The sequence below is a fragment of the Cellulomonas sp. CW35 genome (assembly GCF_052378485.1).
In the GTDB taxonomy this organism is placed as follows: Bacteria; Actinomycetota; Actinomycetes; order Actinomycetales; family Cellulomonadaceae; genus Cellulomonas; species Cellulomonas uda.
In genome coordinates this window covers 1,359,431-1,386,366 of sequence record NZ_CP199000.1, presented here as the reverse complement: position 1 = coordinate 1,386,366, position 26,936 = coordinate 1,359,431, and the positions used below count along the sequence as shown (strand labels likewise).

The 26,936-nt window shown below is 74.8% G+C and carries 19 protein-coding genes; 5 read left to right on the top strand and 14 right to left on the bottom strand.

Annotated features, from left to right (window positions below):
- The first annotated feature begins 88 nt into the window (after positions 1–88).
- The 4 genes from ACT17Q_RS06455 (at position 89) to ACT17Q_RS06440 (ending at position 3,872) form a co-directional block, all read left to right on the top strand.
- Positions 89–670, top strand: coding sequence for a SigE family RNA polymerase sigma factor (locus tag ACT17Q_RS06455; protein WP_094182223.1), 582 nt, complete (start codon positions 89–91; stop codon positions 668–670).
- Positions 667–2,265, top strand: coding sequence for a hypothetical protein (locus ACT17Q_RS06450; protein ID WP_444665150.1), 1,599 nt, complete (start codon positions 667–669; stop codon positions 2,263–2,265). Before ACT17Q_RS06455 ends, ACT17Q_RS06450 begins: the two co-directional genes overlap by 4 nt.
- Positions 2,266–2,352: 87 nt before the next feature.
- On the top strand, positions 2,353–3,000 hold the full coding sequence (locus ACT17Q_RS06445; RefSeq protein WP_444665149.1) for a SigE family RNA polymerase sigma factor: 648 nt from the start codon (positions 2,353–2,355) through the stop codon (positions 2,998–3,000).
- On the top strand, positions 3,000–3,872 hold the full coding sequence (locus ACT17Q_RS06440; protein WP_444665148.1) for a hypothetical protein: 873 nt from the start codon (positions 3,000–3,002) through the stop codon (positions 3,870–3,872). Before ACT17Q_RS06445 ends, ACT17Q_RS06440 begins: the two co-directional genes overlap by 1 nt.
- Positions 3,873–3,947: 75 nt before the next feature.
- On the opposite strand, the gene ACT17Q_RS06435 is transcribed toward ACT17Q_RS06440, so the two are convergent.
- The 3 genes from ACT17Q_RS06435 to ACT17Q_RS06425 form a co-directional block, all read right to left on the bottom strand.
- Positions 3,948–5,333, bottom strand: coding sequence for a glycine--tRNA ligase (locus tag ACT17Q_RS06435; RefSeq protein WP_094180334.1), 1,386 nt, complete (start codon positions 5,331–5,333; stop codon positions 3,948–3,950).
- Positions 5,334–5,505: 172 nt separating this feature from the next.
- Entirely contained in the window at positions 5,506–5,856 is a 351-nt protein-coding gene (locus ACT17Q_RS06430) for a VOC family protein (protein ID WP_444665147.1), read from the bottom strand.
- 39 nt (positions 5,857–5,895) lie between these two features.
- Positions 5,896–6,489, bottom strand: coding sequence for a helix-turn-helix domain-containing protein (locus tag ACT17Q_RS06425; protein WP_369826316.1), 594 nt, complete (start codon positions 6,487–6,489; stop codon positions 5,896–5,898).
- Between the two features lie 86 nt (positions 6,490–6,575).
- On the opposite strand from ACT17Q_RS06425, the gene ACT17Q_RS06420 reads away from it, so the two are divergent.
- Positions 6,576–8,276, top strand: a complete 1,701-nt coding sequence (locus tag ACT17Q_RS06420) for an FAD-dependent oxidoreductase (protein ID WP_444665146.1) — start codon at positions 6,576–6,578, stop codon at positions 8,274–8,276.
- On the opposite strand, the gene ACT17Q_RS06415 is transcribed toward ACT17Q_RS06420, so the two are convergent.
- From ACT17Q_RS06415 to ACT17Q_RS06365, 11 genes are all read right to left on the bottom strand, one after another.
- On the bottom strand, positions 8,236–8,844 hold the full coding sequence (locus ACT17Q_RS06415; protein ID WP_444665145.1) for an FtsX-like permease family protein: 609 nt from the start codon (positions 8,842–8,844) through the stop codon (positions 8,236–8,238). The genes ACT17Q_RS06420 and ACT17Q_RS06415 overlap by 41 nt on opposite strands.
- On the bottom strand, positions 8,841–9,548 hold the full coding sequence (locus ACT17Q_RS06410) for an ABC transporter ATP-binding protein (protein WP_444665144.1): 708 nt from the start codon (positions 9,546–9,548) through the stop codon (positions 8,841–8,843). Before ACT17Q_RS06410 ends, ACT17Q_RS06415 begins: the two co-directional genes overlap by 4 nt.
- A 125-nt stretch (positions 9,549–9,673) precedes the next feature.
- Positions 9,674–10,465, bottom strand: a complete 792-nt coding sequence (locus tag ACT17Q_RS06405) for an isoprenyl transferase (protein WP_094180339.1) — start codon at positions 10,463–10,465, stop codon at positions 9,674–9,676.
- Positions 10,466–10,499: 34 nt separating this feature from the next.
- Entirely contained in the window at positions 10,500–11,231 is a 732-nt protein-coding gene (gene recO / locus ACT17Q_RS06400) for a DNA repair protein RecO (RefSeq protein ID WP_094180340.1), read from the bottom strand.
- Between the two features lie 66 nt (positions 11,232–11,297).
- Complete coding sequence (gene leuA, locus ACT17Q_RS06395; protein WP_094180341.1) at positions 11,298–13,091, bottom strand: 2-isopropylmalate synthase; 1,794 nt, start codon at positions 13,089–13,091, stop codon at positions 11,298–11,300.
- A 196-nt stretch (positions 13,092–13,287) separates the two neighbouring features.
- The gene (locus tag ACT17Q_RS06390) at positions 13,288–14,646 is read right to left on the bottom strand and encodes an outer membrane protein assembly factor BamB family protein (RefSeq protein WP_444665143.1); all 1,359 of its coding nucleotides are present in this window, start codon (positions 14,644–14,646) and stop codon (positions 13,288–13,290) included.
- Positions 14,647–14,976: 330 nt separating this feature from the next.
- Positions 14,977–16,197 (bottom strand): RDD family protein, encoded by a 1,221-nt coding sequence (locus ACT17Q_RS06385; RefSeq protein ID WP_444665142.1) that lies wholly within the window; start codon positions 16,195–16,197, stop codon positions 14,977–14,979.
- Entirely contained in the window at positions 16,194–18,602 is a 2,409-nt protein-coding gene (locus ACT17Q_RS06380; protein ID WP_094180344.1) for a transglutaminase domain-containing protein, read from the bottom strand. The genes ACT17Q_RS06385 and ACT17Q_RS06380 overlap by 4 nt, the downstream gene beginning before the upstream one ends.
- On the bottom strand, positions 18,599–19,741 hold the full coding sequence (locus ACT17Q_RS06375) for a DUF58 domain-containing protein (protein ID WP_444665141.1): 1,143 nt from the start codon (positions 19,739–19,741) through the stop codon (positions 18,599–18,601). Before ACT17Q_RS06375 ends, ACT17Q_RS06380 begins: the two co-directional genes overlap by 4 nt.
- Complete coding sequence (locus ACT17Q_RS06370; protein ID WP_094180346.1) at positions 19,741–20,697, bottom strand: AAA family ATPase; 957 nt, start codon at positions 20,695–20,697, stop codon at positions 19,741–19,743. Before ACT17Q_RS06370 ends, ACT17Q_RS06375 begins: the two co-directional genes overlap by 1 nt.
- Before the next feature lie 47 nt (positions 20,698–20,744).
- Positions 20,745–26,921: an Ig-like domain-containing protein gene (locus tag ACT17Q_RS06365; protein WP_444665140.1), complete on the bottom strand. Its 6,177-nt coding sequence runs from the start codon at positions 26,919–26,921 to the stop codon at positions 20,745–20,747.
- Positions 26,922–26,936: the final 15 nt, after the last annotated feature.

The following is a 26,936-nucleotide window of genomic DNA, read 5'->3' as shown; positions in this document are numbered from 1 at the left end:
TCACGCGCCCCATCCTCCCATCGCCACGACGTGACGCCCGGCACTCAACCTTCGCGCACGCTCGTGCGTCTCCTACGGTGTGACCACCATGACAGCCGGGACACGCGACGAGGACGGCACCGTCCGCGTCGAGCAGCTCACGGTCGTCGCCCCTCGCCCGCGCGCAGCCCGGACCCGCAGCGCGACGGACGAGCAGTTCAGCGCGTTCGTCGCCGAGCACGGGGACGACCTGCTGCGCACCGCCTGGCTGCTGTGCGGGGACGCCCACCGCGCCGAGGAGCTGACCCAGCAGGCGCTCGTGCGCACCTACGCCGCGTGGCACCGCGCGCAGGACCCGCTCGCGTACGCGCGGCGCGTCCTGGCGAACCTGCGCGTCGACACGTGGCGACGACGACGCCGCGAGGTGCTCACCGCGCCCGAGGACCTGCCGGAGCGCGCGCGCAACGACGTGCACGCCCGCACCGAGGACCGCGACCAGCTCGCCCGCGCGCTCGCGCTGCTCAGCCCGCGGCAGCGACGCATCGTCGTGCTGCGGCACATGATCGGCATGCCCGAGGCCGAGGTCGCCGCCGAGCTCGGTGTGAGCGTCGGCACCGTGAAGTCCACCGCGTCCCGCGGGCTCGCGACGTTGCGCGCCGCGCTCGCCACGCACCAGGAGGAGGCCCGATGAGCGCCGAGCTGCGTCCGGACCCGGACCTCGCCGCGCGCGCCGCGCAGGCGACCCCGCCCATGTCGTTGGACCGCGACGCGCTGCTGCACGCGGCGCACCGGCACGTCCGGCGGCGCACGGCGACGCGCGTCGCCGGCGGCGTGCTCGCGGTCGCGCTCGCCGCGACCGTGGTCGTCGACCTGGCCGACCGCACCGCCGAGCCGCGTCCCGCGCAGCCGCCGACGCAGATCGCGCTGCCCCTGGGCGACGACCACGTCGTCGAGGTCGCGCAGGGGCTGCTCGCGGTCAACCGGGTCGGCGCGCCGCGCGCCCCGCAACGCCACTCGGTGCCCCTCGCCGGGGACGCGCAGTGGCAGGTCGACCTCGGCCTCAGCTCGGACGAGCGCGAGCTGGTGCTCACGGTCGGCCACGAGTCCGACGGCGAGCAGGAGGCCGCCGCCTACTACACGGGTGTCGCCGCCGGCAGCGCGGAAGGCACGGGCGGCGGGACGTGGACCTGGGGCAGCGCCCCCGCCACCGAGGGCCTGCGGTTCTCGGGCGAGCTCGAGACCGGCGAGTGGACCGAGCTCGTCGTCCTCCCCCAGGACCTCCGGGAGCCCCACGTGCTGCTGTGGAGCACGACCGGGTTCGCGGTGACCGGCGGCGCCACCACGGTGGTCGAGCTGCCGACGTTCGCCGCACCCGACGGCCAGCTGCTGGCCGCCGCGCTCGGCGACTACTCCGTCGCGGCCCGGATGCGCCTGGGCCGGTCCGGGGTCCTCCTGGTCGACTCCGACGGGGACGTCGTCCCGGTGCCGTGCGACGGGGCGGGCCCCGAGCAGTGCCCGGACGTCGACGAGGTGCCCGGCCTCGCCGACGCGGTCGCCGCCATCCGCGCCGAGCCGCGCGACGCGGCCGCCTCCGTCACCGACCTCGCGCCCGGCGTGCGCGCCACGACCGCGCTCGCCCGTTCGACGGGTGCGGGCTGGGACACCGGGGTCCGCGTGCCCGTCTCGGTCGTCGCGACGGTCGAGCGCACCGTGAGCCTCGCGCGCGCCACACCCGCCGACCTGCTCGCCGCCGGGGGTCCGGACGGCGAACGACCCGGCCGCGGCGTGGTCGCGCGAGTCGCGGGCACCGAGATCCGGCTGCCCGTCACGTGGTCGGACGACGACACCGCCGAACGCCTCGCCGCGGACTCGTCCTACCCCGGCGCGGCCCGTTGGGGCGCGGACGACGTGCGGCTCGTCACGGGCGTCGTCCCCCCGTGGATGCCCCGGGCCGACGTGCTGCTCTGGTTCCCGGACGGCATCCGCGACGACGACGGGCGCACCGTGCACGCGCTCGAGATCCCGACCTTCGAGGACCCCACCGGCACGGGAGCCCGGCTGTACGTGGTCGCGCTCGGCAGCGTGATGCGCGCCGACGGACCCGGCGCCGCTCCGCTGGTCCTGCACCTGGGCGGCGGGTCGACGGCCGACGTGCTCGACACCGGCGGCCTGTGCACCGGTGTGCCCGCGGAGTGCCTCGACGCGCAGCCGGACGGCGGCGCCGCGCTGCTGGCCGAGCTCGCCGCACGCGGCGTGCGGACCGGGACCACCGACGCGGACGGCTGACCGCGACCCGAGCGTTCCCGGTCGGGTCGGGCACGGTCGGGACTCAACACCGGACGGGGTTGCTGCGTTCTCTACGGTGTGACCACGATGCCGCTGACGTCCACGTCCGACGACCACCGCGGGCCGGAGCCCGGCCCACCGGCGGTCCCTCGCGAGCTCGGGCACGTCCTGCTCCGCGGTCGGGCCGCCACCACGGAGGTCTCCTGGGACGCGGAGTTCACCGCGTTCATGACCGAGCACCGGCGCGACCTGCTGCGCGCCGCGTGGCTCCTCGTCGGTGACGAGCACCGCGCCGAGGAGCTCACGCAGCAGGCGCTCGTGCGCACGTACGCGGCGTGGTCCCGTGCCCGCCGCGACCCGCTCGCGTACGCGCGGCGGGTGCTGGTGAACCTGCGCGTCGACACGTGGCGCCGCCGGCGCCGCGAGGTCCTCGTCTCGCCGTACGAGCTGCCGGACACGCCGGTGGCCGCCTCGCGGCGCGCGGAGGACCGCGACCAGCTCCTGCGCGCGCTCGCGCTCCTCACCCCGCGTCAGCGCCGCATCGTGGTGCTGCGCCACCTCCTCGACCTGTCCGACACGGAGGTCGCCGACGACCTGGGGATCAGCCCCGGGACCGTCCGGTCGACCGCGTCCCGCGGGCTCGCCGTGCTGCGGGCCGCGATGACCGCCGGCACCGAGCACCAGCCGCCCCGTGGACCCCACCCGCACGCACCGACCTGGACGGAGACGCCCTGATGAACGACCCGCTGCTCGACCACCTGCGCGCGACCGCGCACGACACAGCACCCGAGCCCGGCCCCGCGCTCGACCCCGCGCTCGTCCTGTCGCGCGGCCGCCGCAGGCGCCGGACCCGGTACGCCGCCGGCGCCGTCGCGGGCGTCGCCGCGTTCGCCGCGGCGGTCGCGGTCGGCGCGCCGCTGCTCGACCGGGCGGACGGCACGACCGACCCCGCCTCGTCGTCCTCCGAGACGGCCGCCGTCGAGCCGACCGACGCGACCGCCGTCCCCGCCACGCCGCCCGAGCCGGTCGACCTCGGCCACGACCACGTCGCGGCGGTCGGGCCCGGTGCCGACGGCTACCTCGGCGCACCGGGCGGGGTCAAGGTCTGGTTGCGCTCCGACGGCGACGCGGACCACGTCGCCGTGCGGGTCGAGTACCCCAGCGGGCTCGTCTGGGACTTCCACGACGCCCCGGATCCGCTGGAGCCGCGGTCCCGGGAGTTCTTCTACCCCAGCCACCGCATCGAGCGGTTCCCCGACGACCCTGAGGGCAAGGATGGTCCGAACCACCCCGAGGTCACCCTCGGGCACCTCGGCCAGGGCGGGGAGCCCGAGCCCAGGGCAGCCATCATCACGAGCCCGACGACGGCGGCCGAGCTGCCGCTCTTCCAGATCCCGGGCTCGGACCGTTGGTTCTACGTGTTCTACCAGGGCCCCGGCAGCGAGCTTCCCGACGGCTCGACGGTCGGCCGCGACCACGTGGTCATCCGCCGGGCGGACGGGACCTACGAGATGACCAGCTGCGGCTCCCGTGGCCCGGACGCGACCTGCGAGGTCGAGGAGAGCGAGCAGTGGATGGAGGACCTCGCGCGCGAGGTCCTGCAGTGACCCGCTAGCACGCGGCGTGGCCCGTCCCCGACCGGGGACGGGCCTCGCCGCGCGTGCGGCCACGGGACCCGGGCGTCAGGCGCCCAGAAGACGCGGTGCGAGGTAGGACGTCACCTGGTCGAGCGCCACGCGCTCCTGCGACATGTCGTCGCGGTGGCGGATGGTCACGGCCTGGTCGTCGAGCGTGTCGAAGTCGACCGTGATGCAGAACGGCGTGCCGATCTCGTCCTGGCGACGGTAACGACGGCCGATCGCGCCGGCGTCGTCGAAGTCGACGTTCCAGCTCTTGCGCAGCTCGGCCGCGAGGTCCCGGGCCTTGGGCGAGAGCTGCTCGTTGCGGGACAGCGGCAGCACGGCCGCCTTGACGGGCGCGAGGCGCGGGTCGAGCTTGAGGACGACGCGCGTGTCGACCCCACCCTTGGTGTTGGGCGCCTCGTCCTCGGCGTACGCCTCGACGAGGAACGCCATGAGCGAGCGCGTCAGTCCCGCGGCGGGCTCGATGACGTAGGGCACGTACCGCTCGTTCTTGGCCTGGTCGAAGAACGACAGGTCCTGTCCCGAGTGCTCCGTGTGCGTCGACAGGTCGAAGTCGGTGCGGTTGGCGATGCCCTCGAGCTCGCCCCACTCGCTGCCCTGGAAGCCGAACCGGTACTCGATGTCGACCGTCCGCTTCGAGTAGTGGGACAGCTTCTCGGCCGGGTGCTCGTAGTGCCGCAGGTTGTCCCGGTCGATGCCCAGGTCGACGTACCAGTCCGTGCGGTAGTCGATCCAGTACTGGTGCCAGGTCTCGTCGGTGCCGGGCTCGACGAAGAACTCCATCTCCATCTGCTCGAACTCGCGCGTGCGGAAGATGAAGTTGCCGGGCGTGATCTCGTTGCGGAACGACTTGCCGATCTGGCCGATGCCGAACGGGGGCTTCATGCGCGCCGCGGTGTACACGTTCTTGAAGTTCACGAAGATGCCCTGCGCGGTCTCGGGCCGCAGGTAGTGCAGGCCGGACTCGTCCTCGACCGGGCCGAGGTACGTCTTGAGCATCATGTTGAAGTCGCGCGGCTCGGTCCACTCGCCCTTGGTGCCGCAGCTCGGGCACGGCACGCCCGCGAGGCCGCCCTCGGGCGCCCGGCCCTTGCGCTCCTCGAACTCCTCGAGCAACTGGTCCTCGCGGAAGCGCTTGTGGCAGCTCAGGCACTCGGTCAGCGGGTCGGTGAACACACCGACGTGGCCCGACGCGACCCACACCTGACGCGGCAGGATGACCGACGAGTCGAGGCCGACGATGTCCTCGCGGCTCGTGACCATCGCACGCCACCACTGGCGCTTGATGTTCTCCTTGAGCTCCACTCCCAGCGGTCCGTAGTCCCAGGCGGAGCGCGTACCGCCGTAGATCTCGCCGCTCGGGAACACGAACCCGCGCCGCTTGGCGAGGGAGACGACGGAATCCAGACGCGAGGGTGCTGCCACGGCGGTGCTCTCCTGGTGCTCGGTGCCCGCGGCTGGGTGCCGTGAGCCGGATGGGTGACGTCCGCGGTGCACGTGCGCCGCGGAGCCCGCCCAGGCTACCGGCCCGACGCGCCCGTCCGGGTACCGCAGGACCCAGGCCGGGCGCCCCCGCGCGCGTGGGGCGACGCAGCGCTCAGGCGTGCTGCGAGACGCAGAACTGGTTCCCGTCCGGGTCGGCGAGCACGGTCCACGACAGGCCGTGCTCCGCGTGCCGGGCGACGAGCGTCGCACCGTCCGCGACGAGCCGCTCGACCTCGGCCGCCACGTCCGGCGCCTGCAGGTCGAGGTGCACGCGGTTCTTGCCCGGCGTCGGGCTCTCGACGCGCTGGAACCCGAGCTGCTGCACGCCGCGCACGTCCGTCACCACGACGAACCACGCGTCGGTCTCGCCCTGGACGGTGCCACCCAGCTGGCGCGCCCACCACACGCCGAGCGCGTGCGGGTCCGTCGAGTCGAACGTGACCATCTCCACCATGAGTGCCATGCGCACACCGTAGGGCCGGGCGCCGACACGCGAGCCGGGTCAGGACGCGTCGTCGACCCGCCGGGTCCGGGCGCGCACGTGCATGCGCTCGCCCTGCGGACCGAACAGCGTGAGCAGCTCGGTCGGTCCGGGCCCGGGGTTGAGCAGCGCGTGGGGCGTCCGGGTGTCGAACTCGGCGACCTCGCCCTCGGTGAGCACCAGGTCGCGGTCGCCCAGCAGCAGGCGCAGCCGTCCCGTCAGGACGTAGACCCACTCGTGCCCCTCGTGCACCTGCAGCTCGCCGGGCGGGCCCGGCTCGGGCGGGAGGACCACCTTGTACGCGCGCATCCCGCCGGGACGGCGCGTGAGGGGCACGTACGTGCGCCCGCGCCGGTGGATCGGCGTCGCGTGCACGCGCGGGTCGCGCGACTCGGGTGCGCCGACGAGGTCGTCGAGCGCCACGCGGTGCAGCCGTGCGAGCGGGAGCAGCAGCTCGAGCGTCGGGCGGCGCTGGCCCGCCTCGAGACGCGAGAGCGTGCTGATCGAGATGCCCGTCTCCTCCGCGACCGCGGCGAGGGTGAGGTCCCTGCGCTGGCGCAGCGCACGCAGCCGGGGCCCGACCCCCGAGAGCACGTCGTCCGTCATGCGCGCCATGTTGCCAGTCCGGCAACGATCCTTGCCACCCCAACCGCGGATGCGGGACGGTGCGGACAGCACACCACGACCGCGAGGAGCACACCATGACGCACGAGCGCACGCACGGCCACCGCCACGACGAGCCCGCCCAGGACGCCCCCGCGGCGCGGCCCACCCCACCGACGCCTGACCCGCCCGCCGCCGACCGACCCTGGGACGTCGTCGTCGCAGGCGGCGGTCCCGCCGGCCTCGCCGCGGCCCTCGTGCTGTCCCGCGCCCGGCGGCGCGTGCTCGTCGTCGACGCGGGCGCACCGCGCAACGCACCCGCCGCGCACGCGCACGGCTTCCTCACGCGCGACGGCGCCGCCCCGCGCGCGCTGCTCGCGCACGGTCGCGACGAGGTGCTCGGCTACGGCGGCGAGGTGCTGCCGGGGCGCGTGACGGCCGTCGAGGGCGAGCTCGGCGCGTTCGTCGTGACGCTCGAGGGCGGCACGCGGCTCGCGGCGCGCGCGGTCGTCAGCGCCACGGGCGGCCGTGACGCGCTGCCCGACGTCCCGGGCCTCGCGCAGCGGTGGGGGCGGGACGTCCTGCACTGCCCGTACTGCCACGGCTGGGAGGTCGGCGACGGGCGCGTCGTCGTCGCCGCCGAGGGTCCGCTCGGCGTCCACGCCGCGCTGCTGTGGCGGCAGTGGACGCCGCGCGTCACGCTGCTGCGCCCGGACGCCGCGCTGCCCGCCGACGAGGCGGCACGGCTCGCCGCACGGGGCGTGCGCGTCGCGCTCGGACGGCTCGCCGAGCTCGTCGTGACCGACGACCGGCTGACCGGCGTGCGGTCAGACGCGGGCGAGACGCTCGCCGCCGACGCGCTGGTCGTGCGCACGCTGCTCGAGGCGGACGACGAGCACCTCGCGCCGCTCGGGCTGCGTGCGGAGCCCGTCGAGCACGCCGGTGTCGTCGTGGCCCGCGCCGTGCCCACGGACGCCTGGGGCGGGACCGGAGTGCCGGGCGTGCGCGTGGCGGGCAACGTGTCCGACCCCGCCGCGACCGTGCTGGTCTCGGCCGCGCAGGGCGCCACCGTCGCCGGGATGCTCAACGCCGAGCTGGTCGAGCTGGACGCACTCGAGGCCGTCGGCCGGTGGCGCGGGCTCACCTCGGGGCCCGACGCGACGTCCGCGTGGTCGCTCGACGCGCACGGCTGGGAGGAGCGCTACGGCACCGCGCCCGCGGTGTGGAGCGGGCAGCCCAACGCCGCGCTCGTCGCCCAGACGGCGCACCTGACGCCGGGCACCGCGCTGGACCTGGGGGCGGGCGAGGGCCGCGACGCGGTGTGGCTCGCGCAGCGCGGCTGGCGCGTCACCGCCGTCGACTTCGCCGCGACCGCGCTGGAGCGCGGTGCCCGCGCGGCCCAGGAGGCCGGGGTGGACGTGCGCTGGGTGCAGGCGGACCTCGCGACGCTGGATGACGGGGCGCTCGACGGCGGGTCGACGTTCGACCTGGTCACGTCACACTTCCTGCACCTCGCGCCGCAGGCCCGACGCGGGCACGTCGCGCGCGCGGCCCGGCTCGTCGCACCCGGCGGGACGCTCCTGCTCGTGCAGCACCACGCGCTCGACCTCGCCGCGCCGGTGGGGCGGCCCGACGACCCGTCGATGTTCCCCGGGGTGGACGAGGTGCGCGACGAGCTGCTCGCGCTCGACGCGGCATGGACGGTCGAGGTCGCGCTCGCCGTCCCGCGTCACGCGACCACGCGCGAGGGCGAGACCGTCACGGTGCACGACGCGGTGCTGCGAGCGCGACGCGCCTGACCGGCGGCCCGACGAGCGTGCGACGCACGGTCACCACGCCGCTCACCGCCGCGAGCAGCACCACGCCCGCACCCACGAGCGCCAGCGACGACGGGCCGACCCACAGCTCCGCGACCGTGAACGCGCCCGGTGGCGCCACGGCGGCCCACACGGGCAGCAGCGCGCCGTACAGCAGCGACCCGAGCACCGCACCCACCAGCCCGTGCGACGCCGACTCCACCGCGGTGAGCCCGAGCACCTCGTGCGGCGTCGCGCCCAGCAGGCGCAGCGTGGCGATCCGCTCGTCGCGGCGTCCGGCACCCAGCCGGGCCGCGGCGGCGCCGAGCACCACGAGCGCGACGGCGAGCAGCACGGTCGCGGCGGACGCGAGCCGCACCTGCGGGTGGTCGAGACCCGACGCCGCGGCCGGGTGCGCGGCGCGCTGCGCGAACGCGAGGGTCACGGCGAGCACGCTCGTCGTGAGGACCGTCGTCAGCGCGGACGCGGCCACCGCGACGCCCGTCCGCACCCGGCCGTCGCGCCCCTCGGCGCGGCGCAGCCGCGGCCCGAGCGCCAGGACGGGGTTCACGGGTCGAGCCGCCCGTCGCGCAGCTCGACCCGGCGGTCGCACCACCCGGCGACCAGCGGGTCGTGCGTGACGACGACGAGCGACGCGCCGATCGCACGCGTCGAGTCGACCAGGACGCGCAGGACCTCGCGGCTCGTCGCCTCGTCGAGCAGGCCCGCCGGCTCGTCCGCGAAGACGACGTCCGGGCGCGTCACGAGTGCTCGCGCGACCGCGACGCGCTGCACCTGGCCGCCGGACATCTCGCCCGGCCGGCGACCTTCGTCGCCGGCCAGGCCGAGACGCGCGAGCCACTGCCCCGCCAACCCCTCCGCATAGGCGCGTGGCTCCCCGTCGAGCATCGCCGCGAGCGCGACGTTCTCGAGCGCCGACAGCTCGGACAGCAGCTGCCCGTGCTGGAACACGAACCCGAACCGCCCACGCCGCAGCAGCGCACGCTCGCGCTCCGACATGCCCTCCACACGTCGGCCGCGGAGCGCCACCGTGCCCTCGTCGGGCGTCAGGATGCCCGCGAGCACGTGCAGCAGCGTCGACTTGCCCGAGCCCGACGGCCCCGTGAGCGCGAGCGACTCCTCCTCACCGAGCTCCAGGTCCACGCCCGCGAGCGCGGTCGTCGCGCCGTGGCGCTTCACGAGGCCACGGGCGACCAGACGCGGCTGCCCGGGCGTCGTGATCTCGAGGAGCGGGTGCGCGGCGGTCGAGGTCATGCGCCCAGCCTGGCGCCGGACGCGCGCGTCGGACGTCCCTCACGGGTCTCGTCGTACCGGGCTCGCGTGCGACCCTCGGCGGTCCTGCCGCAAGACGTTGTCATCCTCTCGGCGGATACGCCCGGTCAGACCTTCGGCTGGTCGACCGCTCCCCCGTACCGGCGGTCCCGGCGCGCGTACTCCTCGATCGCGCGCCACAGGTGCCGGCGGTCGACCTCGGGCCACGGCTCGTCGAGGAACACCATCTCGGCGTACGCGGCCTGCCAGATGAGGAAGTTCGACGTGCGCTGCTCACCCGACGAGCGCACGAAGAGGTCGACGTCCGGCAGGTCGGGCTCGTCGAGGTAGCGGGCGAACACCTTCTCGTTCACGCGGTTGGGGTTCACCCGGCCCGCCTGCACGTCGCGCGCGAGCGCCGCGGCCGCGTCGGCGATCTCGGCACGCCCGCCGTAGTTGACGCACATCGTCAGCGTGCAGACCGTGTTGTCCTTCGTGCGTCGCTCCGCCTCCTCGAGCTCGGAGATCACCGAACGCCACAGCCGCGGCCGCCGGCCGGCCCACCGCACGCGCACGCCCCATGACGCCATCTCGTCGCGCCGCCGCCGGATCACGTCGCGGTTGAAGCCCATGAGGAAGCGCACCTCCTCGGGCGAGCGGTTCCAGTTCTCCGTGGAGAACGCGTACGCCGAGACGTACTCGACGCCGATCTCGATCGCTCCCGCCACCACGTCGAGCAGCGACGCCTCGCCCGCCTTGTGCCCCTCGATGCGGCTCAGCCCGCGGGCGTTCGCCCAGCGGCCGTTGCCGTCCATGACGACCGCGACGTGCCGCGGCACGAACTGACGCGGGATGGCGGGGGGCCGCGCACCCGAGGGGTGCGGGAACGGGGGCTGCACGCTCGTCGACACGTCCGCCATTGTGCCGCCCGCGGGACCGCGTGCGGGACGCCTGCTACACCCGCTCGACGTGCGGCAACGAGCGCAGACGCCGCTCGAGGTGGAACTGGCTGAAGGCCGCGACGAGGCCCGCGGCCTCGCCTCGGTGTCGTTCCGCGCTCGCGTCGGCGACCACCCAGTCGCCCGAGATGAGCGCCGCGAGCAGGGCGAACGTCTCGGGAGCCGGCGACGCCGAGCCCGGCGGACGGCACCGCGCGCACACCGCGCCGCCCGACTGGACGTTGAACGCGTGGTGCGGGCCCGGCTCACCGCAGCGCGCGCAGTCCGCGAAGCTCGGTGCCCAGCCCGCGACCGCGAGCGCGCGCAGCAGGTAGGAGTCGAGCACGAGGCCCGGCGTGTGCTCGCGCGTCGCGAGCGCGCGGACCGCGCCGACGAGCAGCCAGTACTGCTGGAGCGCCGGCTCGTGCTCGGCCTCCACGAGCCGCTCGGCGGTCTCGAGTATCACGGTGCCGACCGTGTACAGCGCGTAGTCCTCGGCGATCGGCCGACCGTACGGCCCCAACGTCTCCGCCTGCGTCACGATGTCGAGGTTGCGGCCCGTCGAGAGCTGCAGGTCGACGTGCATGAACGGCTCGAGGCGTGAGCCGAACCGTGAGGTCGTGCGGCGCACGCCCTTGCCGACCGCACGCACCTTGCCGTGCTGGCGGGTCAGGAGCGTGACGATCCGGTCCGCCTCACCCAGCTTGTGGGTGCGCAGCACGATCGCCTCGTCGCGGTAGAGGCTCACCGGGCCATCCTCCCCCACGCCGCCCACGCTCGGGCGGACGGCGCGGGGAGAAGGCCCTCGGCGGGCTCAGCGCAGGTGGCGGTTGATCGCCGAGACGATGGCCTTGAGCGACGCCGTCGTGATCGACGGGTCGATGCCGACGCCCCACAGGATCTCGTCGCCGATCGCGAGCTCGACGTAGGCCGCGGCCGTCGCGTCGCCTCCCGAGGACAGGGCGTGCTCCGCGTAGTCGAGCACCGCGACGTCGACGCCGACCTGCTTCAGCGCGGCGACGAACGCCGCGACCGGACCGTTGCCCGAGCCCTCGAGCGTGCGGACCTGCCCCCGGTCGACCAGGTCGACCGAGAGCGTGTCCGGGCCGTCCTGCGCGCTCGTCGCGCGCGTGCCCTGCAGCGAGAACCGGCCCCAGGGGACGAGGCCGCCGAACTCCTGCGCGGGCGTCGCGACCTTCGCGGCCTCCACGGGCAGGTACTCGTCGACGAAGATGCGCCACAGGTCGTCCGCCGTGACCTCGGTGCCGTGCTGGTCCGTGTGCCGCTGCACCACCTGCGAGAACTCGATCTGCAGCCGGCGCGGCAGGTCCAGGTCCTTCTCGGACTTCATCAGGTAGCTGATGCCGCCCTTCCCGGACTGCGAGTTGACGCGGATGATCGCCTCGTACGAGCGGCCGACGTCCTTCGGGTCGATCGGCAGGTACGGCACGGCCCACACCACGTCGTCGACCGTGCGGCCCAGCGCCGCGGCACGCGACTCGAGGGCGTCCAGGCCCTTCTTGATCGCGTCCTGGTGCGAGCCCGAGAACGCGGTGAAGACCAGGTCGCCGCCGTACGGGTGGCGCTCGCCCACCGGCAGCTGGTTGCAGCGCTCGACCGTGCGCCGGATGCGGTCCATGTCGGAGAAGTCGATCTCCGGGTCCACCCCCTGGCTGAACAGGTTCATGCCGAGCGTCACCAGGCAGACGTTGCCCGTGCGCTCGCCGTTGCCGAACAGGCAGCCCTCGATGCGGTCGGCGCCCGCCATGTAGCCCAGCTCCGCGGCCGCCACGGCCGTGCCGCGGTCGTTGTGCGGGTGCAGGCTCAGCACCACCGACTCCCGGAAGCGCAGGTTGCGGCTCATCCACTCGATCGAGTCCGCGTACACGTTGGGCGTGGCCATCTCGACCGTCGCCGGCAGGTTGACGATGACGGGCCGGTCGGGCGTCGGCTGCCACTCCTCGAGCACCGCGTTGCAGATCCGCACCGCGAACTCCAGCTCGGTGCCCGTGTACGACTCCGGGGAGTACTCGTAGTACACCTCGGTGTCCGGGACCAGCTCCTCGTACTTCTTGCAGAACCGCGCACCCGAGACCGCGATGTCGACGATGCCGTCCTCGTCGGACCGGAACACCACGTCCCGCTGCAGCGTCGACGTCGAGTTGTACAGGTGGACGATCGCCTGCTTCGCGCCCGCGATCGCCTCGTACGTGCGCTCGATCAGGTGCTCGCGTGACTGCGTCAGCACCTGGATCACCACGTCGTCGGGGATCCGGTTCTCCTCGATGAGCATCCGGACGAAGTCGAAGTCCGTCTGCGACGCCGCCGGGAAGCCGACCTCGATCTCCTTGTAGCCCATGTCCACCAGCAGCTCGAACATCTCGAGCTTGCGGGCCGGGTTCATCGGCTCGATCAGCGCCTGGTTGCCGTCGCGCAGGTCGACCGCGCACCAGCGCGGGGCCTTCGTGATGCGCGCGTCCGGCCACGTGCGGTCCGGCAGGTCCACGCGGATCTGCTCGTGGAACGGCCGGTACTTGTGGACCGGCATGCCCGAGGGCTTCTGGGGGCTCGTCTGCTGGTAGCTCGCGCCCGTGGGGGTGACGCTCATGAGGGGACCTGCTCCTTCGGTGGTTCGACTCGGCGAGTGGTCAGCCGGCGCATCACGACACCGCGGCAGGGATCCGGCCTAGAAGGCCCCGCCGCGGCACCGAAGGAGGAGGCTCACGCGTGTGGTGCTCAGCACGTCGGTCACCTTACTCCCCCGCCCGGCGGGGTCCGCAAACCCCGCTCGCGCCCCGGTCGGCTCACGCGCCCAGCACGACGATGCCGTCGGCCGTGCGCCCGACGAGCAGCCCGCCCACCGCGGCGAGCTGCGTCACCTGGCGCGGCAGGTCCACCTGCCAGCGCTGCGCCCCGTCGCGCAGACCGCGCGCCGTCAACGTCGTGACCCCGTCGTCCTGCGCCGCGGTCAGCACGAGCGAGCCGTCGGTCAACGGCGGCCAGTCCGGTGCGTCCGACGCGTCGGACCACAGCGGGGCCCCCGTGCGCACGTCGTACGCCGCGTACCGACCGCCGTCGGACGCGAGCAGCGTCGTGCCGACCACGGCACGCGGCGTGGCGCGCAGGCCCAGCGACCACAGCTCCTCACCCGTCGCGGCCTCGAGCGCGCGGATCGCGAGCCCCGTGGACACCACCACGACGTCGGGTGCCGAGTCGTCGTCGATGTCGAGGCGCGAGGGCACGGCGGGGATCGCCGGACCCTCGTCGCCGGCGCCGTCGTACAGCCGACCGCTGCCGGCCGGGGTCCACGCCGCGTAGCCGTCCCGGTACGGCAGGAGCGCCAGGGCGCGCCCGCGCCCCTCGTCGTGCAGGACGGACCCGTCCGCGAGCCGCAGCACCGCGATCTGCGCGCCGCGCACCACCGCGACCCGGTCGGTGAACTCCATCGTCGTGCGCTCGATCGCGAGCGCGCTCGCGAGGCGCTCGTGCGACCGGTACGACCACCGCACGTCGCCCGTGCGACCGTCCCGCCGCTCGACCGCGGTCTGCCCGTCCGGCTCCGTGACCGCGACGACCACGTCACCACCGACCCGCCCGAACCCGGTGAGCGTGCCGAGGCGCGTCCACGCCCCGAGCTCCTGGCCCGTCACGGCGTCGAACGCGAGGATCCGCAGCCCGGCGGTCACCTCCTCGCCGTCCACGTAGACGGGCTCGATCAGCCCCGTGACGCACACGACGAGCGAGTCGACGCGCCCCTCGCGCCAGCTCGGGCACTGCACCGGGACGTCCTGCGCACCCGCCTGCGCGGGGGTGACGCGCGCGGTCCAGCGCTGCGCGCCGGAACCCGCCTCGTAGCCGGTGAGGTGGCGGCCCTGCGAGTCCTGCGTGACGACGACGACCGTGTCGTCGGCGACGAGCACCGTGCCGGGGCCGGGCTTGGCGGGTGCGCGCCAGCGCACGTGCACCGGGCCGTCGACGGGCGTCAGCAGGCCGGGGACCGTCACGGCCTGCTGGTAGGCGCGGTCCCGGCGCGCCGCGTCGACGGCGACGAGCACCGCCACGAGCGCCACGACGACGAGCGCGACGACCGACCAGAGCACCGCATGCCGGCGCAGGTGCCCGCGCCGGCCGCCCGGACCGCCGTCGTCGGGGACCGTGTCCACCGTGCCGTCTGCAGTGCCGTCTGCAGTGCCGGCCGCAGTGCCGGCCGTCGAGGCCGGCCCGGGGGCGTCGGTACCGTCAGCCCGACCCGCCCGGGGGCGAGCCGCGGAGCCGTCGGTGGAGCCGTCTGCGCGGCCGTCTGCGGGCGCTGAGCTGCCACGGGCGACCGTGGGGGCGGTCTCCTCGTCGACCTCGACAAGCTGCAGCTGTGCAGCCCGACGACCGCTGGACATACCGCCAGCGTAGGGGGGCCGGGCGCCGCACGGGCGCCGAACGACGATCCCGGTCCCCCGCGTCACCTGCCGGGAGCACGACGACCCGCGGGCGCCCCGTCAGGACGTCGCGACCAGCCGCATCGCGCAGTCCCCGAACATCACGACCGACCCGAGGCGCAGCCGCACGGGCTGGTCCACCGGGCAGATGACCTGCGCGCCGTCGGGGAGCGTCACGACCGTGCCGTTGGTCGAGCCGCGGTCCGCGACCCACACGCCCGACTCCTCGACCGCGATCTGCAGGTGCGTCTTGGACACCGACCGGCCGGGGTCGACCACCCGCACGAGCTGCACACCGTCCGCGGCGGCGGCCGGGTTGCGCCCGACGAGCGCGGTGCGCCGCACCTCGACCCGCTGGCCGTCGCTGATCTCCACCACCGCGACCGTCACCGTCCCGCGCTCGTGCGCGGGCGGGGGCGGCGGCGGGAGAATCCGGCGGCGCGTCGACTCCACGTCCTCGTCGTCGTCCGACGGCTGCGGCACGCTCTCGCCGGCCGGCGCCTCGGCGGCCGTGGGCGCCGGCGGGGGCGGGACGAGCGGCAGCGCGCGCGTGTCGAGGTCGGGGCCCGCACGGTGCGGGGCGAGCGGCGCGAGGACCAGCGGCCGCGGGACAGCACCCGTGGCGTGCGGGACGCCGGGGCCGGGCGGCGGGGGCACGGGGGGCACGGCGGGCACGGGGGGCACCGGCCCCACCACCCCGACCTCGTCGGCCGGGGCGCGGAACGACGTCGTCGTCCCGGCACGCAGCAGGTCGGGTCGCGGGGGCGGCGGAGGTGCGGCCGCCGTACCGAGACCGCCCCGCACGTCGAGCACCATCGCGTGCGCCGCACGGTCGTGCCACCCCTGGCGCCGGCCGGAGGAGTCGAACAGCGGCGACAGCAGCACGACGAGCTGGCCGACGCCCACCACGAGCGAGCCCGCCGCGACCACGAGGCCACGCAGCAGCACGCGCCACATCCCGATCGGCCGGCGGCTGCGCTCGTCCACGGTCCGCACGCCCACCAGGCGACGCCCGACCGTCCAGCCGAACCTCCCGTGCAGCACCCACTGCGCGACCGTCAGCACCAGCACCGCGGCCGCGCACGCGGGCGTGACCCACGCGGGCAGCCCCGTGTCGCCGAGCGCGGACGTGCGACCGTCGGCCGCCGCGGCCACGGACCGCGCGCCCGCCACCACCCACAGCCAGCCGCCCGCCAGGAGGGTCAGCGACGCGTCGACAACCACCGCGGCAGCGCGCCGGCCCAGACCGGCAGCGGGGGCTGCCGTCGAGTGTCGGATCACCGGGACTCCTTCCTGGACCTGCGAGCGGCGCCCCGAGCGACCGGGGCACCGTCCTGTGCGCGGCGGGCACGGCGTCGCGCCCGCACGGAGCGCAGCGACAGCCGCGCCCGGAGCCGGCCGCGCCACCCGACCGTCGCCCGCATCGTCGCGAGCGCCTCGTCGACCTGCGACCAGTAGCGGCCGACGAGCGCGTCGTCGGGCTCACCCGGCCCGAACACCGCCCGGTCGGCGCCCTGCGCGAGCGTCGCGACCCGCCCGCCGAGCTCACCCGCGACCGCGTGCCGCCGCGCTGCGGCGTCGGCGGGGGGCGTGAAGGCCGCGGCGACCGCACGGGCCGCCTCGAGCCGCGTCCCGGTGGCCGGTGGGGTGCGGCGCAGGTCGACGGCGTGGTCGAGCACCTCGTCCCAGCCGCCCGCCACGCGCGTCACCGTGTCGCCACGTCGGCGCCGCCGGCGACGACGAGCCGCCTTGATCGCGCCGACCACGAGGAACGGCGCGGCGAGCAGCAGCACCGGGATGCCGACCGCGACGGCGACGACCGCGATCGTGCGCCACAGCGCCGACGCGTCGTCGTCCTCCTCGGGCTGCTCGGGTGCGGGCTGCTCGGTGTCGTCGTCGGGCGGCGTCACCGCGCCGGGCGGCGGCGGGGGCGGCTGGACGACCTGCGGGTTCGGGTCGTCCTCGGTCTCGGTCGGGTCGGTGTCGGGCGTCTTCTCCTTGGGCGGCGTCGCGTCGAACGGCACCCAGCCGTGGCCCGTGAACGCGATCTCCACCCACGCCTGGACGTCGGCGCCCCGCACGGTGACCGGCTCGCCCTCCGCCACGTCCTCGCGGGACGGCACGAAGCCCAGCACCACCCGGGCCGGCAGGCCCATCGAGCGCGCCATGAGCGCCATCGCGGCCGCGTACTGCTCGCCGTCGCCGATCATCTGGTCGGCGCCCAGCAGCGTCGCGATCCGGTCCGCGCCGTGCCCGGACAGGGAGTCGACCTGCCCCTCGAGCCCGTCGCTGTAGTAGCCCTCGTCGATGAGCCAGTCGGCGAGCGCGTCGGCGATCTCGACGGCGCGGCCCGCCTCGCGCGCCACGTCCGCCGCCGTCACGCCCACGACGTCGGGCACGCCCTCGAGCGCGGGCTGCGCGACGTCGGCGGCGGCCGACGACGTGAGGTCGTCCTCGCCGGGGACGGGCGGCACCACCGCGTCGATCTCGTACGTCGTGCCCCGGCGCAGGCCGCCGGTGAGGACCGCCGCACCCGTCGCGTCGTTGTAGCGCAGCTGCGACGACTGGCCGCGGTCGAGGTGGAACGACGTCGCCTGCCCGACCGTCGGCAGCCACACGCCCGCGAGCTCGTCGACCGTGATGCGCACGGTCCGGCGTTCGCCGCGCACGCTCGTCGGGAGCACGTCGCCGACCCGCCGGAACTCGCCCGAGCTCTGCGCGGAGCCGTCTCCCGCGACGTTCCACACGACACCGTCGTACCGGTCCATCGTCGCGAGCCGCACGCGGTCGCCCGCCTCGAGGCCCTCGACGGTCAGCAGCGTCGAGTCCTCGAGGTCCTTGAGGTACCGCCGGAAGCCCGACAGCGGGCTCGCGTAGTCCCGCGGGTCGAACGGCGGGACGATCTCGTCGCGCAGCACGTAGCGCGGCTCGTCGTCGACGACCGCGGGCGACGCCAGCACGCCCGAGCCCACGCCCACCGCGGCCAGCGCACCGAGCGCGACGACGCGCCGCGGTCGCAGCGCACCCGTGCGCCACGCGGCCCACGCCGGCAGCACCAGCGCGAGCACGAGGCCCGTGAGGAGCGGCGGCACGCTCGGGAACCGGGTGCCGAGCAGGATCACGACGACCAGCACGGCGACCGGCACGAGCGCCGCGGCCGCGGACCACCGGCCGCGCACGCGCACCGCCGTCGCGACCGCGACGAGCGCGCCCACGTACGCGAGCAGCAGCGGCGCGACGAGCAGCGTGCCGCCCGAGCCGAGCGGCGGCTGCAACGTCACGACCTGCGACCAGGACGTCACCGCGCCGCGCGCGAGCGCCAGCACGGTCTGCGGCGTCGGGACCACGCCCGCGACGGTCGTCGTCGGGGCCGCCAGCGCGCCGCCCACCAGGGCGTACGTCGCGAGCGCCACCGCCACCACCGACAGCCCCGACCAGCGCGCCCACGCGCCCGCGAGCGCGAGCAGCGTCCCGAGCAGGAGGCCGCCGGCCACGGCGGGCACCGCCGTACCGCCACCGAACACCTCGACCAGCGGCCAGAGCACCAGTGCGAGCACCCCGACGAGGACCACGGCGTCGACGACGCCGTGCGCGAGCGGGCGCGGACGGCGCCGCGCGGCGGCGCGGGACCGCTGCGCGGGGGCCGCCGCGGGCGAGGTGCGCGGCCGCTCGAGCGTCGTCGTCACGAGACCACCCGCCGCAGGAGCCGGGGCAGGTCGTCGAGCGAGCCCAGGGTCCCGAGCGTGAGCTGACCCTGCGTCCGGACCGAGACCTCCGCGGCCAGCTCGCACCGCACGACGAGCGTGCGCGTGCCCGCCGGCAGGTGACGCGTGCCGAGGCGCAGGTCGCCGTCCGTCGGCACCGAACCGGTCACCAGCACCGCGACCGAGCACTGCGGCGTCTCGCGCACCACGCGACGGCCCAGCAGCGTGACGTCCGCGCCCGTCGGGTCCTGCTCGAGGCCGGAGCAGTCGTCGAGCAGCAGCGGCGGCGTGTTCACCCGCAACGACCCCGGACCCGCGAGCACGGCGAGGTCACGCTCGTCGCGCAGCGTCTGCACGCCGATCGACGCGACCGTGGACACCGCGATCTCGAACTCGTCGTCGTCCGCGTAGTCGCCCGGGCTCGTCGCGAGCGCCAGGACCGTCTGCGTGCGTCGCGTGTCCTCGAACTGCTTGACCATGAGCTTGCCGCGCCGCGCGGTCGTCCTCCAGTGGATGTAGCGGCGGTCGTCGCCCGCGACGTAGTCCCGCAGCGCGTGGAACGACATGTCCGAGTCCGACAGGTCGCGCGTCGACTGCCCCTCCAGGTCGCGCAGCAGGCCGGCGCTCGCACCGCCCAGCGCGACCAGCGCGGGGTGCACGTACAGGTCGACGGGCCGCGTCCACAGCACGCTGCGTCGCGCGATGCCCAGGGGGTCGCCGCGGACCGAGCGGACCGGACCGACGACGACGACCGCGCGCCGCGCCGTCGGGATCGCGAACAGCTCGTCGTGCGTCGCGTCCGGCGCGAGCGAAGGGATGGCGAGCTCCGCGAGACCCGCCCCGACCGGCAGCTCCAGCCGCGACGGCAGCGACCGGCGCCGCGCGGCGTTGCGGATCTCGATGCGACCGACCGCGCGCTCGCCGATCTTCACGCGGTTGTCCGCCATGTCGAGCGTCACCGCGTAGCGCGCGCGGCCGACCGTCATGAGCAGGCACGCCACGAGGACGCCGCCGAGACCCGCGCCGAGAGCCGCGAGCTCGACCCAGCCGAGCACCCGGCCCAGCACGAGGCCGAGGAGCGCGACGAGCACGCACCCCCAGCCGACGCCCGAGATCCGCATCAGGCCGCCCGCAGCACCGGGGGCGCGACCTGGTCGAGCAGTCGCGCGAGCACGTCGATCGCGGTGACGCCCGCGAACTCCGCCTCCGCGTCGAGCACCAGGCGGTGTGCGAGCACCGGCTGCGCGAGGTCCTTCACGTCGTCGGGCAGCACGTACTCGCGGCCCTGCGCGGCGGCCCAGACCTTGGCGGTCCGCACCAACGCGAGCCCGCCGCGCACGCTCGCGCCGAGCGCGGTCTGGCTGTCGTCACGCGTCGCCTCGGTGATGCGCGCGACGTAGTCCAGCACGACGGGGTCGATGTGCACCGTCCGCGCGAGGTCGGCCATCGTGCCGACGGCCTCCGTGGTGATGCGCGCACCCAGGCCCACCGTCCGGTCCTTGGCCCCCGCGAGGATCTCGACCGTGGAGGCACGGTCCGGGTAGCCCAGGCTCGTCTTGATGAGGAACCGGTCCAGCTGCGCCTCCGGCAGCCGGTAGGTGCCCGCCTGCTCGATCGGGTTCTGCGTCGCGATCACCATGAACGGCCGACCCACCGGGTGGGACACGCCGTCGACCGTGACGTTGCCCTCCTCCATGACCTCGAGGAGCGCCGCCTGCGTCTTGGGCGAGGCGCGGTTGATCTCGTCCGCCAGCACGATCGTCGCGAAGACCGGCCCCGGGTGGAACTCGAAGCGCGCGGTCCCCTGGTCGTAGATCGTCACGCCCGTCACGTCGGACGGCAGCAGGTCCGGCGTGAACTGGATGCGGTGGTGCGTGCCCTGCACCGTCGCCGCGAGCGCCTTCGCGAGCGACGTCTTGCCCGTGCCCGGCGCGTCCTCGAGCAGCAGGTGGCCCTCCGCCACCATCGCGGTCAGCGCGAGCCGCACCGTGCGGTCCTTGCCCAGCAGCACGCGGCTGACGTTCTCCGCGAGCGCGGAGAACGTCTCCGCGAACCAGGTGCTCTGCTCGGGGGTCATGTACGGGGTCTCCTCAGTGTGCGACGACGGTCGTGGGGCGGCGGCGGTCAGCCGCCACCGGTGGGTTCGGGGTCCGGTGCGTCGGGGTCGGAGATCGTGAACGTCGCCGTGCTCTGGCCCGCGGGGCCCTCGCCGAGCGCGTTGACCGCCCGCACCGTGACGATCAGCGTGTACGAGCCGGGCTTCCGGCCGGACATCACGTCGGACCCCGAGATGGTCGCCTCGGTGCTCGTGCCGACCGACCGCCACCCCGAGAAGCTGCCGCCCTCCTGGATGCGGTACCCGATGTCGTACCGCTCGATCGCGACACCGCCGTCCGAGGGCGCCGTCCAGGCGACCGTGAACGACGAGGGGTCGGTCGTGCTCGGGCTGGGGGTCACCGTGATCGAGGTGACCTCGGACGGACGCGAGCCCCACCCGTCGAACTCCCACTGCCTCGTCAGGACGCCGCCCTCACGCGTGCGACCGTCGATCTCGGTCACGGCCGTCACACGCAGCGTCACGGTGCGGGTCCGGCCCGGGGGCCAGTCCCAGCCGGAGATGTCGATCGCCGCGCTGCGCGCCTCCGACGAGCTCGACGACTCGGCCGAGTTCTGGGCGGTCCACACCGCCCAGCGGTAGCGGACCGTCGCGCTCGAGCCCGCGTCGCTCGGCGGCGACCACGAGACCGTGAGCTGCGTCGGCTTGCCGTAGTCCGCCCGGTCCGTGATGGTCGCCTCGCCGCCCGTGGGTGCGGACGCGGGCGTGGTCGGCGTCGCGGACACCGGGTCGCTCCACGCGCTGCGGCCGGCCGCGTTCACGGCGCGCACCTGGTAGGAGTGCGAGACCCCGCCGGCCAGCCCCGTGAACTGCCAGCTCGTCCCCGGGCCCACCGGGTGCGGGTCGCCGGAGTCCTGGCGCACCTCGTAGGTGACGGCCGCACCGTTGTCGTCCACCGCCCGCCAGGCGAGGTCGACCCGCCCCTCGAACGCGGGCGCCGACGGCGTGAACATCTGGGGCGCGCCCGGCAGGCCGTAGGTCAGCGCGGTCGCGGTGCCCGCGGGCCCCTCGCCGGCCTTGTTGACCGCGGTGACCGAGAACCGGTACTCGACGCCGTTCTTGGCGCCCTTGAACGCGTACGACGGGTCGGAGCCGGCCGGGACGGACACCTCGCCCGAGTTCGGTCCGCCGGAGATCGTGAGCCGGTACCCCGAGATCGCGTCGCCGTTGTTCGGCGGCACCGACCACCGGACCGTGATCTGCCCGCCCATCTCGGTGTCGACCCGGTTCGCGGTGACGTCGGACGGCGCGTCCGGCACACCCGCCGGCACCTCCGTCGCCGACGACACCGACCACGGGCTCGGCGTCTCGAGGTCGTTGTACGCCCGGACCCGGACCGAGTACGCGGTGCCGTTCTCCAGCCCGCCGATCTTGATGCCGGTGGTCGTCGACGTGCGCGTCGCCCCACCGCTCGGCGGCGTGGGCGAGATCTGCACGTCGTACTTCGTGATCGACGAGCCCCGCGAGGCCGCTGCCGGCCAGCTCCACCGCAGCCACCCGTCGCCGAACGCCTCCACGTCGACGCGCGTGGGCGCGTCGGGCACGGCGTCGGGCACGGCCTCACCGGACGGTGCGCTCTCCTGCGACCAGCCGACCTCGTTCTGGGCCGCCACGGTGAACGTGTACGTCTGCGCGTTGGTCAGCCCGTCGAACGTGCACGTCGTCGACTTGCACGTCGTCGACAGCCCGCCCTTCGTCGTCAGGCGGTACCCCGTGATCGCCGCGCCGCGGCTGTCGGGCGCCGTCCACGACAGGACGACCGTCTGGTCGCGGGACTCGACGACCTTGGGCGCTGTGGGCTGGTCCGGCACCCCGCGGACCTTGAGCGTCACGCGGCCGTCGACCTCACGGTCGGCCTCGTCGATCACGTCACGCACGCGGTAGCGCACCACGAGCGTGCCGATGAAGCCCTCCGCCGGGGTGACCGTGACCCGCGACGCCGTCGCGGCGGCCGTGCCCTGACCGGACTCGACGGTGGCACCGACCACGCGCAGGGGCTCGGGTGCGAAGGGGTTGAACGCGCCCTCGAGCACGTCGAGCGTCTCGGCCTTGCCCTCCTCGGCCTTCTCGACCGTCCAGTCGAGCACCTTCGCCTTGGGCCGGGTGCTCGCGATCGCGCGCAGGTCGATCTGGGCGTCGAGCTTGCCCGCGCGCCCGTACCCGATCGTGAGCTGGAGCACGCCGCGCGTGCCCTTGTCGGTTGCGAAGTCCGCGCTCACGGCCAGCATCGAGCCGTCGACCGTCGCCTTGAAGCCGGCGGGCACGGCACCGGAGATCGCGTACGTGTACCGACCCTCCGCGGGCTCGGTGCCCTCCGGGGTCTGCGTGAACGCGCGCAGGTCGACGGTCTTCGCCGGGTCGCCCGGCGCCACCTCGACGGCGGACGACAGGAACGACGGGGGGTGGTTGTCGACCGCGAAGACCTCGATGGGCAACGTGAGGTAGGCGGTCCGCGCCGACGTGTCGTTCGCGGACGTCGCGTCGGTGACGAGCATCGTGACCGACGCCGGTCCGGAGTACTCGTCGGCCGGCGTGAACGTGACCGACCGGCCGTCCTTCGCGATCTTGACGGTGCCTCGCGTCGCGGAGACCTCGAGCGGGTCGCCGACCGACGGCTGACGGCCCTGCGCGACCTTGATCTGCTCCTCGAGCCCGATCGTGAGCGTCTCGCCGGACGCGACGCGCAGCGCCGGGGCGCCCGGGCGCAGCGACGGGCGGATGAAGCCGAGCGGCGGGACCGTGATGAACGCGAAGGCGTTGGCCCGCTCGGGGTCGCGCACGTTGACGAGCTCGAACGGCAGGGTCTGCGTCTGGTCGGACAGCGTGACCAGCACCTTGCGGTCGCCCGTGACCTTCGCGACCGACGCGACGGACGCGGGGATCCGGACGTCGAGGTCGCTCTCCGGCCCGCTGGGGTTCTGGGCGGTCGCGAGCACGTCGACGACGACCTCGGTGAGCCCGAACGTCTCGGTCGCGGGTACGACGACGTCCTCCGCGACCGGCGGCAGCACGGCGGCGTCCGCGGTCACCCGGACGGTCAGCACCGCGGAGTCCTGCCCGCCGCGCGAGTTCGTCACCGTGTACAGGATCTGCAGCACGGTCTCCTCGTCGGGCGCCGTCACCACGACGCGGCGGCCGTTGATCACGGCGTCGACGCCCTCGTCGGCCTCGATGCCCGCGAGCGTCAGCTCGTCACCGGAGTTGTCGACGTCGTTGGCGAGCACGCGGACCTCGATGCGCTCACCGGGCCGGATCGTCACCTCGTCGTCGCGCGCGACCACGGCGGCCGCGTCGCTCGGACGTGGGCTGATGCCGACGCGGATGGTCCCCACCGCGCGCTGGCCGACCCAGTCCTCGACGGCGTACTGGAACTCCTCGGTGCCGGTCGAGTCGGCGTACGCCTCGTACTCGATCCAGTCCGGCCCGACGGCGCGCACGCGTCCCTTCGTCGTCCCGCTCGCGAGCCCGAGCAGCGCGACGCCGTCGCCGTCGGGGTCGATGCCGATGAGCGGCACGTCGATGCGCACGACCTCGCCCGCGAACACGCGCGCCTCGAGATCGCGGGGCTGCGGCGGCGCCTTCGACGACGGGTCGGACTCGTGCACGCGCACCGTCACGGCCGCTGCCGTCACCGCGCCGGTCGAGTCCTCGACCTCGAACACCGCACGCGCGGTGACCGGCTTGGACGGCGCCTGGTAGCGCAGGACGTCGCCCGAGACGAACATCAGCCCCTCGCCCTCCCCGAGCTCCTCGACCAGCGCGCGGCGCAGCGTGAGCGCGTCACCGTCGGGGTCGTAGGCGTTCTCGAGCACGGGGATGGTGACCACGCCACCCGTGCGGACCGTCGCCTCGATCGGCTCGACGACGGGCGGCTGGGTCGACGACGTCGGCGGCACGGGCTGCACGACGATCTGGCCGGTGGCGGTCTTGCTGCCGTTCGAGATCGTGTACGGCAGGACGACCACGCGGTCGAGCGTGCGCTCGGAACGGATCTGGACGAGGTGGTGGTCGAGGATCGCGACGCTGAGACCGTCCGCGTCGGCGGTGTCGACGGACTGCAGCACGAGCAGCCCGCCGGCGGGGTCCGAGTCGTTGGCGAGCGGGTCGATCGTGACCTCGCCGCCCGCGGGCAGGAACGCCCGGTCACGCACCGCGACCGGCGGCTCGGCCTCCTTGGGCCACTCCCGCACGTCGATGCGCGCGAGTCCGGTCGCCTGCTGCGGCGGGGCGGCGATCACGAACTTCACGTAGTACGAGCCGGTGCGCGGCGCGGCGAACGTGAACGTGCCGGCCTGCAGGTCCGTGGTGATGGTGGCGCCGGTGACCTCCTCGACCGATGCGAGCCGCGCGGGCTCGGCGCCCGTCGAGCGCACCGCGTCGAGCGGCTCGAGCAGCACCGGCTGGTCCACGTAGGTGACCGCGTGCACGGGGTCGATCTGCGGGGCGAGGGAGCCCGCGGAACGCACGTCGACCTCGATCGTGCCCGCCGTGGGCTCGAGCGACGAGCCGTCGGAGACCAGGACCGTGACGGTCGCCCGGCCGAGCTTGCCGCCGTCCGCCCGGAACGTGATGGTCCCGTCCTGGCGGAAGCGCACCGTCCCGATCGACGCGTCCGTCGTGGCGCCGACGAGCACCATGTCGTCGCCGTCGGGGTCGTGGAAGTTCGCGAGCGCGTCGTAGCGCGCCTGTCCGCCCTGCTCGACCTCCATCGCACCGCGACGGTCCTCGACGGGCGCGGTGTTGTCGCCGTCACCGTGGACCTCGAGCGTGACGGTCGCGGTCGACGGCGCGGACGTCCCCCGGCCGTCCTCGATCGTGTAGGAGAACTCGACGGTGCCGCCGGCGTCGCCGTCGACCTCGACCTGCAACGCCCGCCCGCCGTAGATCGACCGGACGCTGCCGAACTCGGTCGGCACCTTCTGGGACTCGAACTCGCTGACGACGAGGATGCCGCAGTCGGACGAGGAGTCGTTCGCGAGCACCGGCAGCACCGTCGTCCGGCCCGGGCGCACGCCGAACGTGTCGTCCTTCGCGACGGGCGGCGCGGTCTCGGCGGAGCACTCGGCCTGCAGCTCGCTCGAGCTGACCTCCGACTCGTTCTTGTCGTCCGTGGACTCCGGGTCCTTCTTCTGCTTGATGTCCTCCCAGTTGAGGGTCCGCAGCTCGGTGTCCTCCTGCGGCTCCCAGACCCGGCCGCGCACGGCGTCGTTGAGCACCACCTGCGACCGGTTCACCCGGAAGACGAGCGCGTCCTGCGCGGACATGTCCTCGAGCGCGAGCTCCACGGGGGCCGCACCGTCGCACAACCGCTGGTAGGAGCCCTGCGCGGACGCCCATGCGCCGTGCGCGCAGCTGCCGACCTGCACGGGCGCGGCGGGCTTGCCCGAGCCGTTCGACGGGTGCTCGATCGGCGACCCCCCGTCCAGCGGCACCTCGACCAGCGCGGTGTCGCTCGCGACGAGCACGCGCGACGACGCCGGCCCGGGCTGCTGGAGCGTGAGGTTGGTGCCGGTCAGCTCGACCGAGCCGTGCCGCGTGACCACCGTGCTGCCGCGCAGGCCCACGGGCTCGTCGCCGACGGCCGTGAGCTGGTCCAGCTCCCCCTCGCCCAACGAGCCGTCCTGCGAGACGCGCGCGCCACCGCCCGCGACGCCGACCTCGGTGACCGCGCCGTCGGCGGCGACCCCGTAAGCGACGCCGTCCGTCCCGACGACCGCGCGAGCGCCACGACCCAGCTCGGCGTCGGGCTCCCCCTCCCCCGGCCGCATCGAGTCGAGGTCCGACAGCGCGCGCACGTGCAGCCCGCCCTCGGCGTCGACGAGCGACAGGACGCCCGCCGTCATCGACACCGCCGAGTCCTGCCGCAACGACGGCTGCACCCCCGCCGCGGCGACCTGCGTGGTGAGCGACACCGATGCGGGGTCGACGACCGAGATCCGGCCGGGCTCCACGAGCACCACGTCGGCGCCGTCCTGGAGCACGTCGAACGTGCCCTGCTCGGCGACGAGCCCGGCGTTCAGCTCGTCGACCTGCACGTTGTAGCGGCCGAGCTTCTGCTCCTGCGTGGCCGTGAGCCAGACCGCACCGTCGTTGAGCTCCACGCGCGCGAGCGGGAAGCCCGGGTTCAGCAGCGCGAGCACCGCGACGACGGCGGGGACCGTCACGACCGCCGCGGCGGTCGTCACGTTGCGACGCGACGT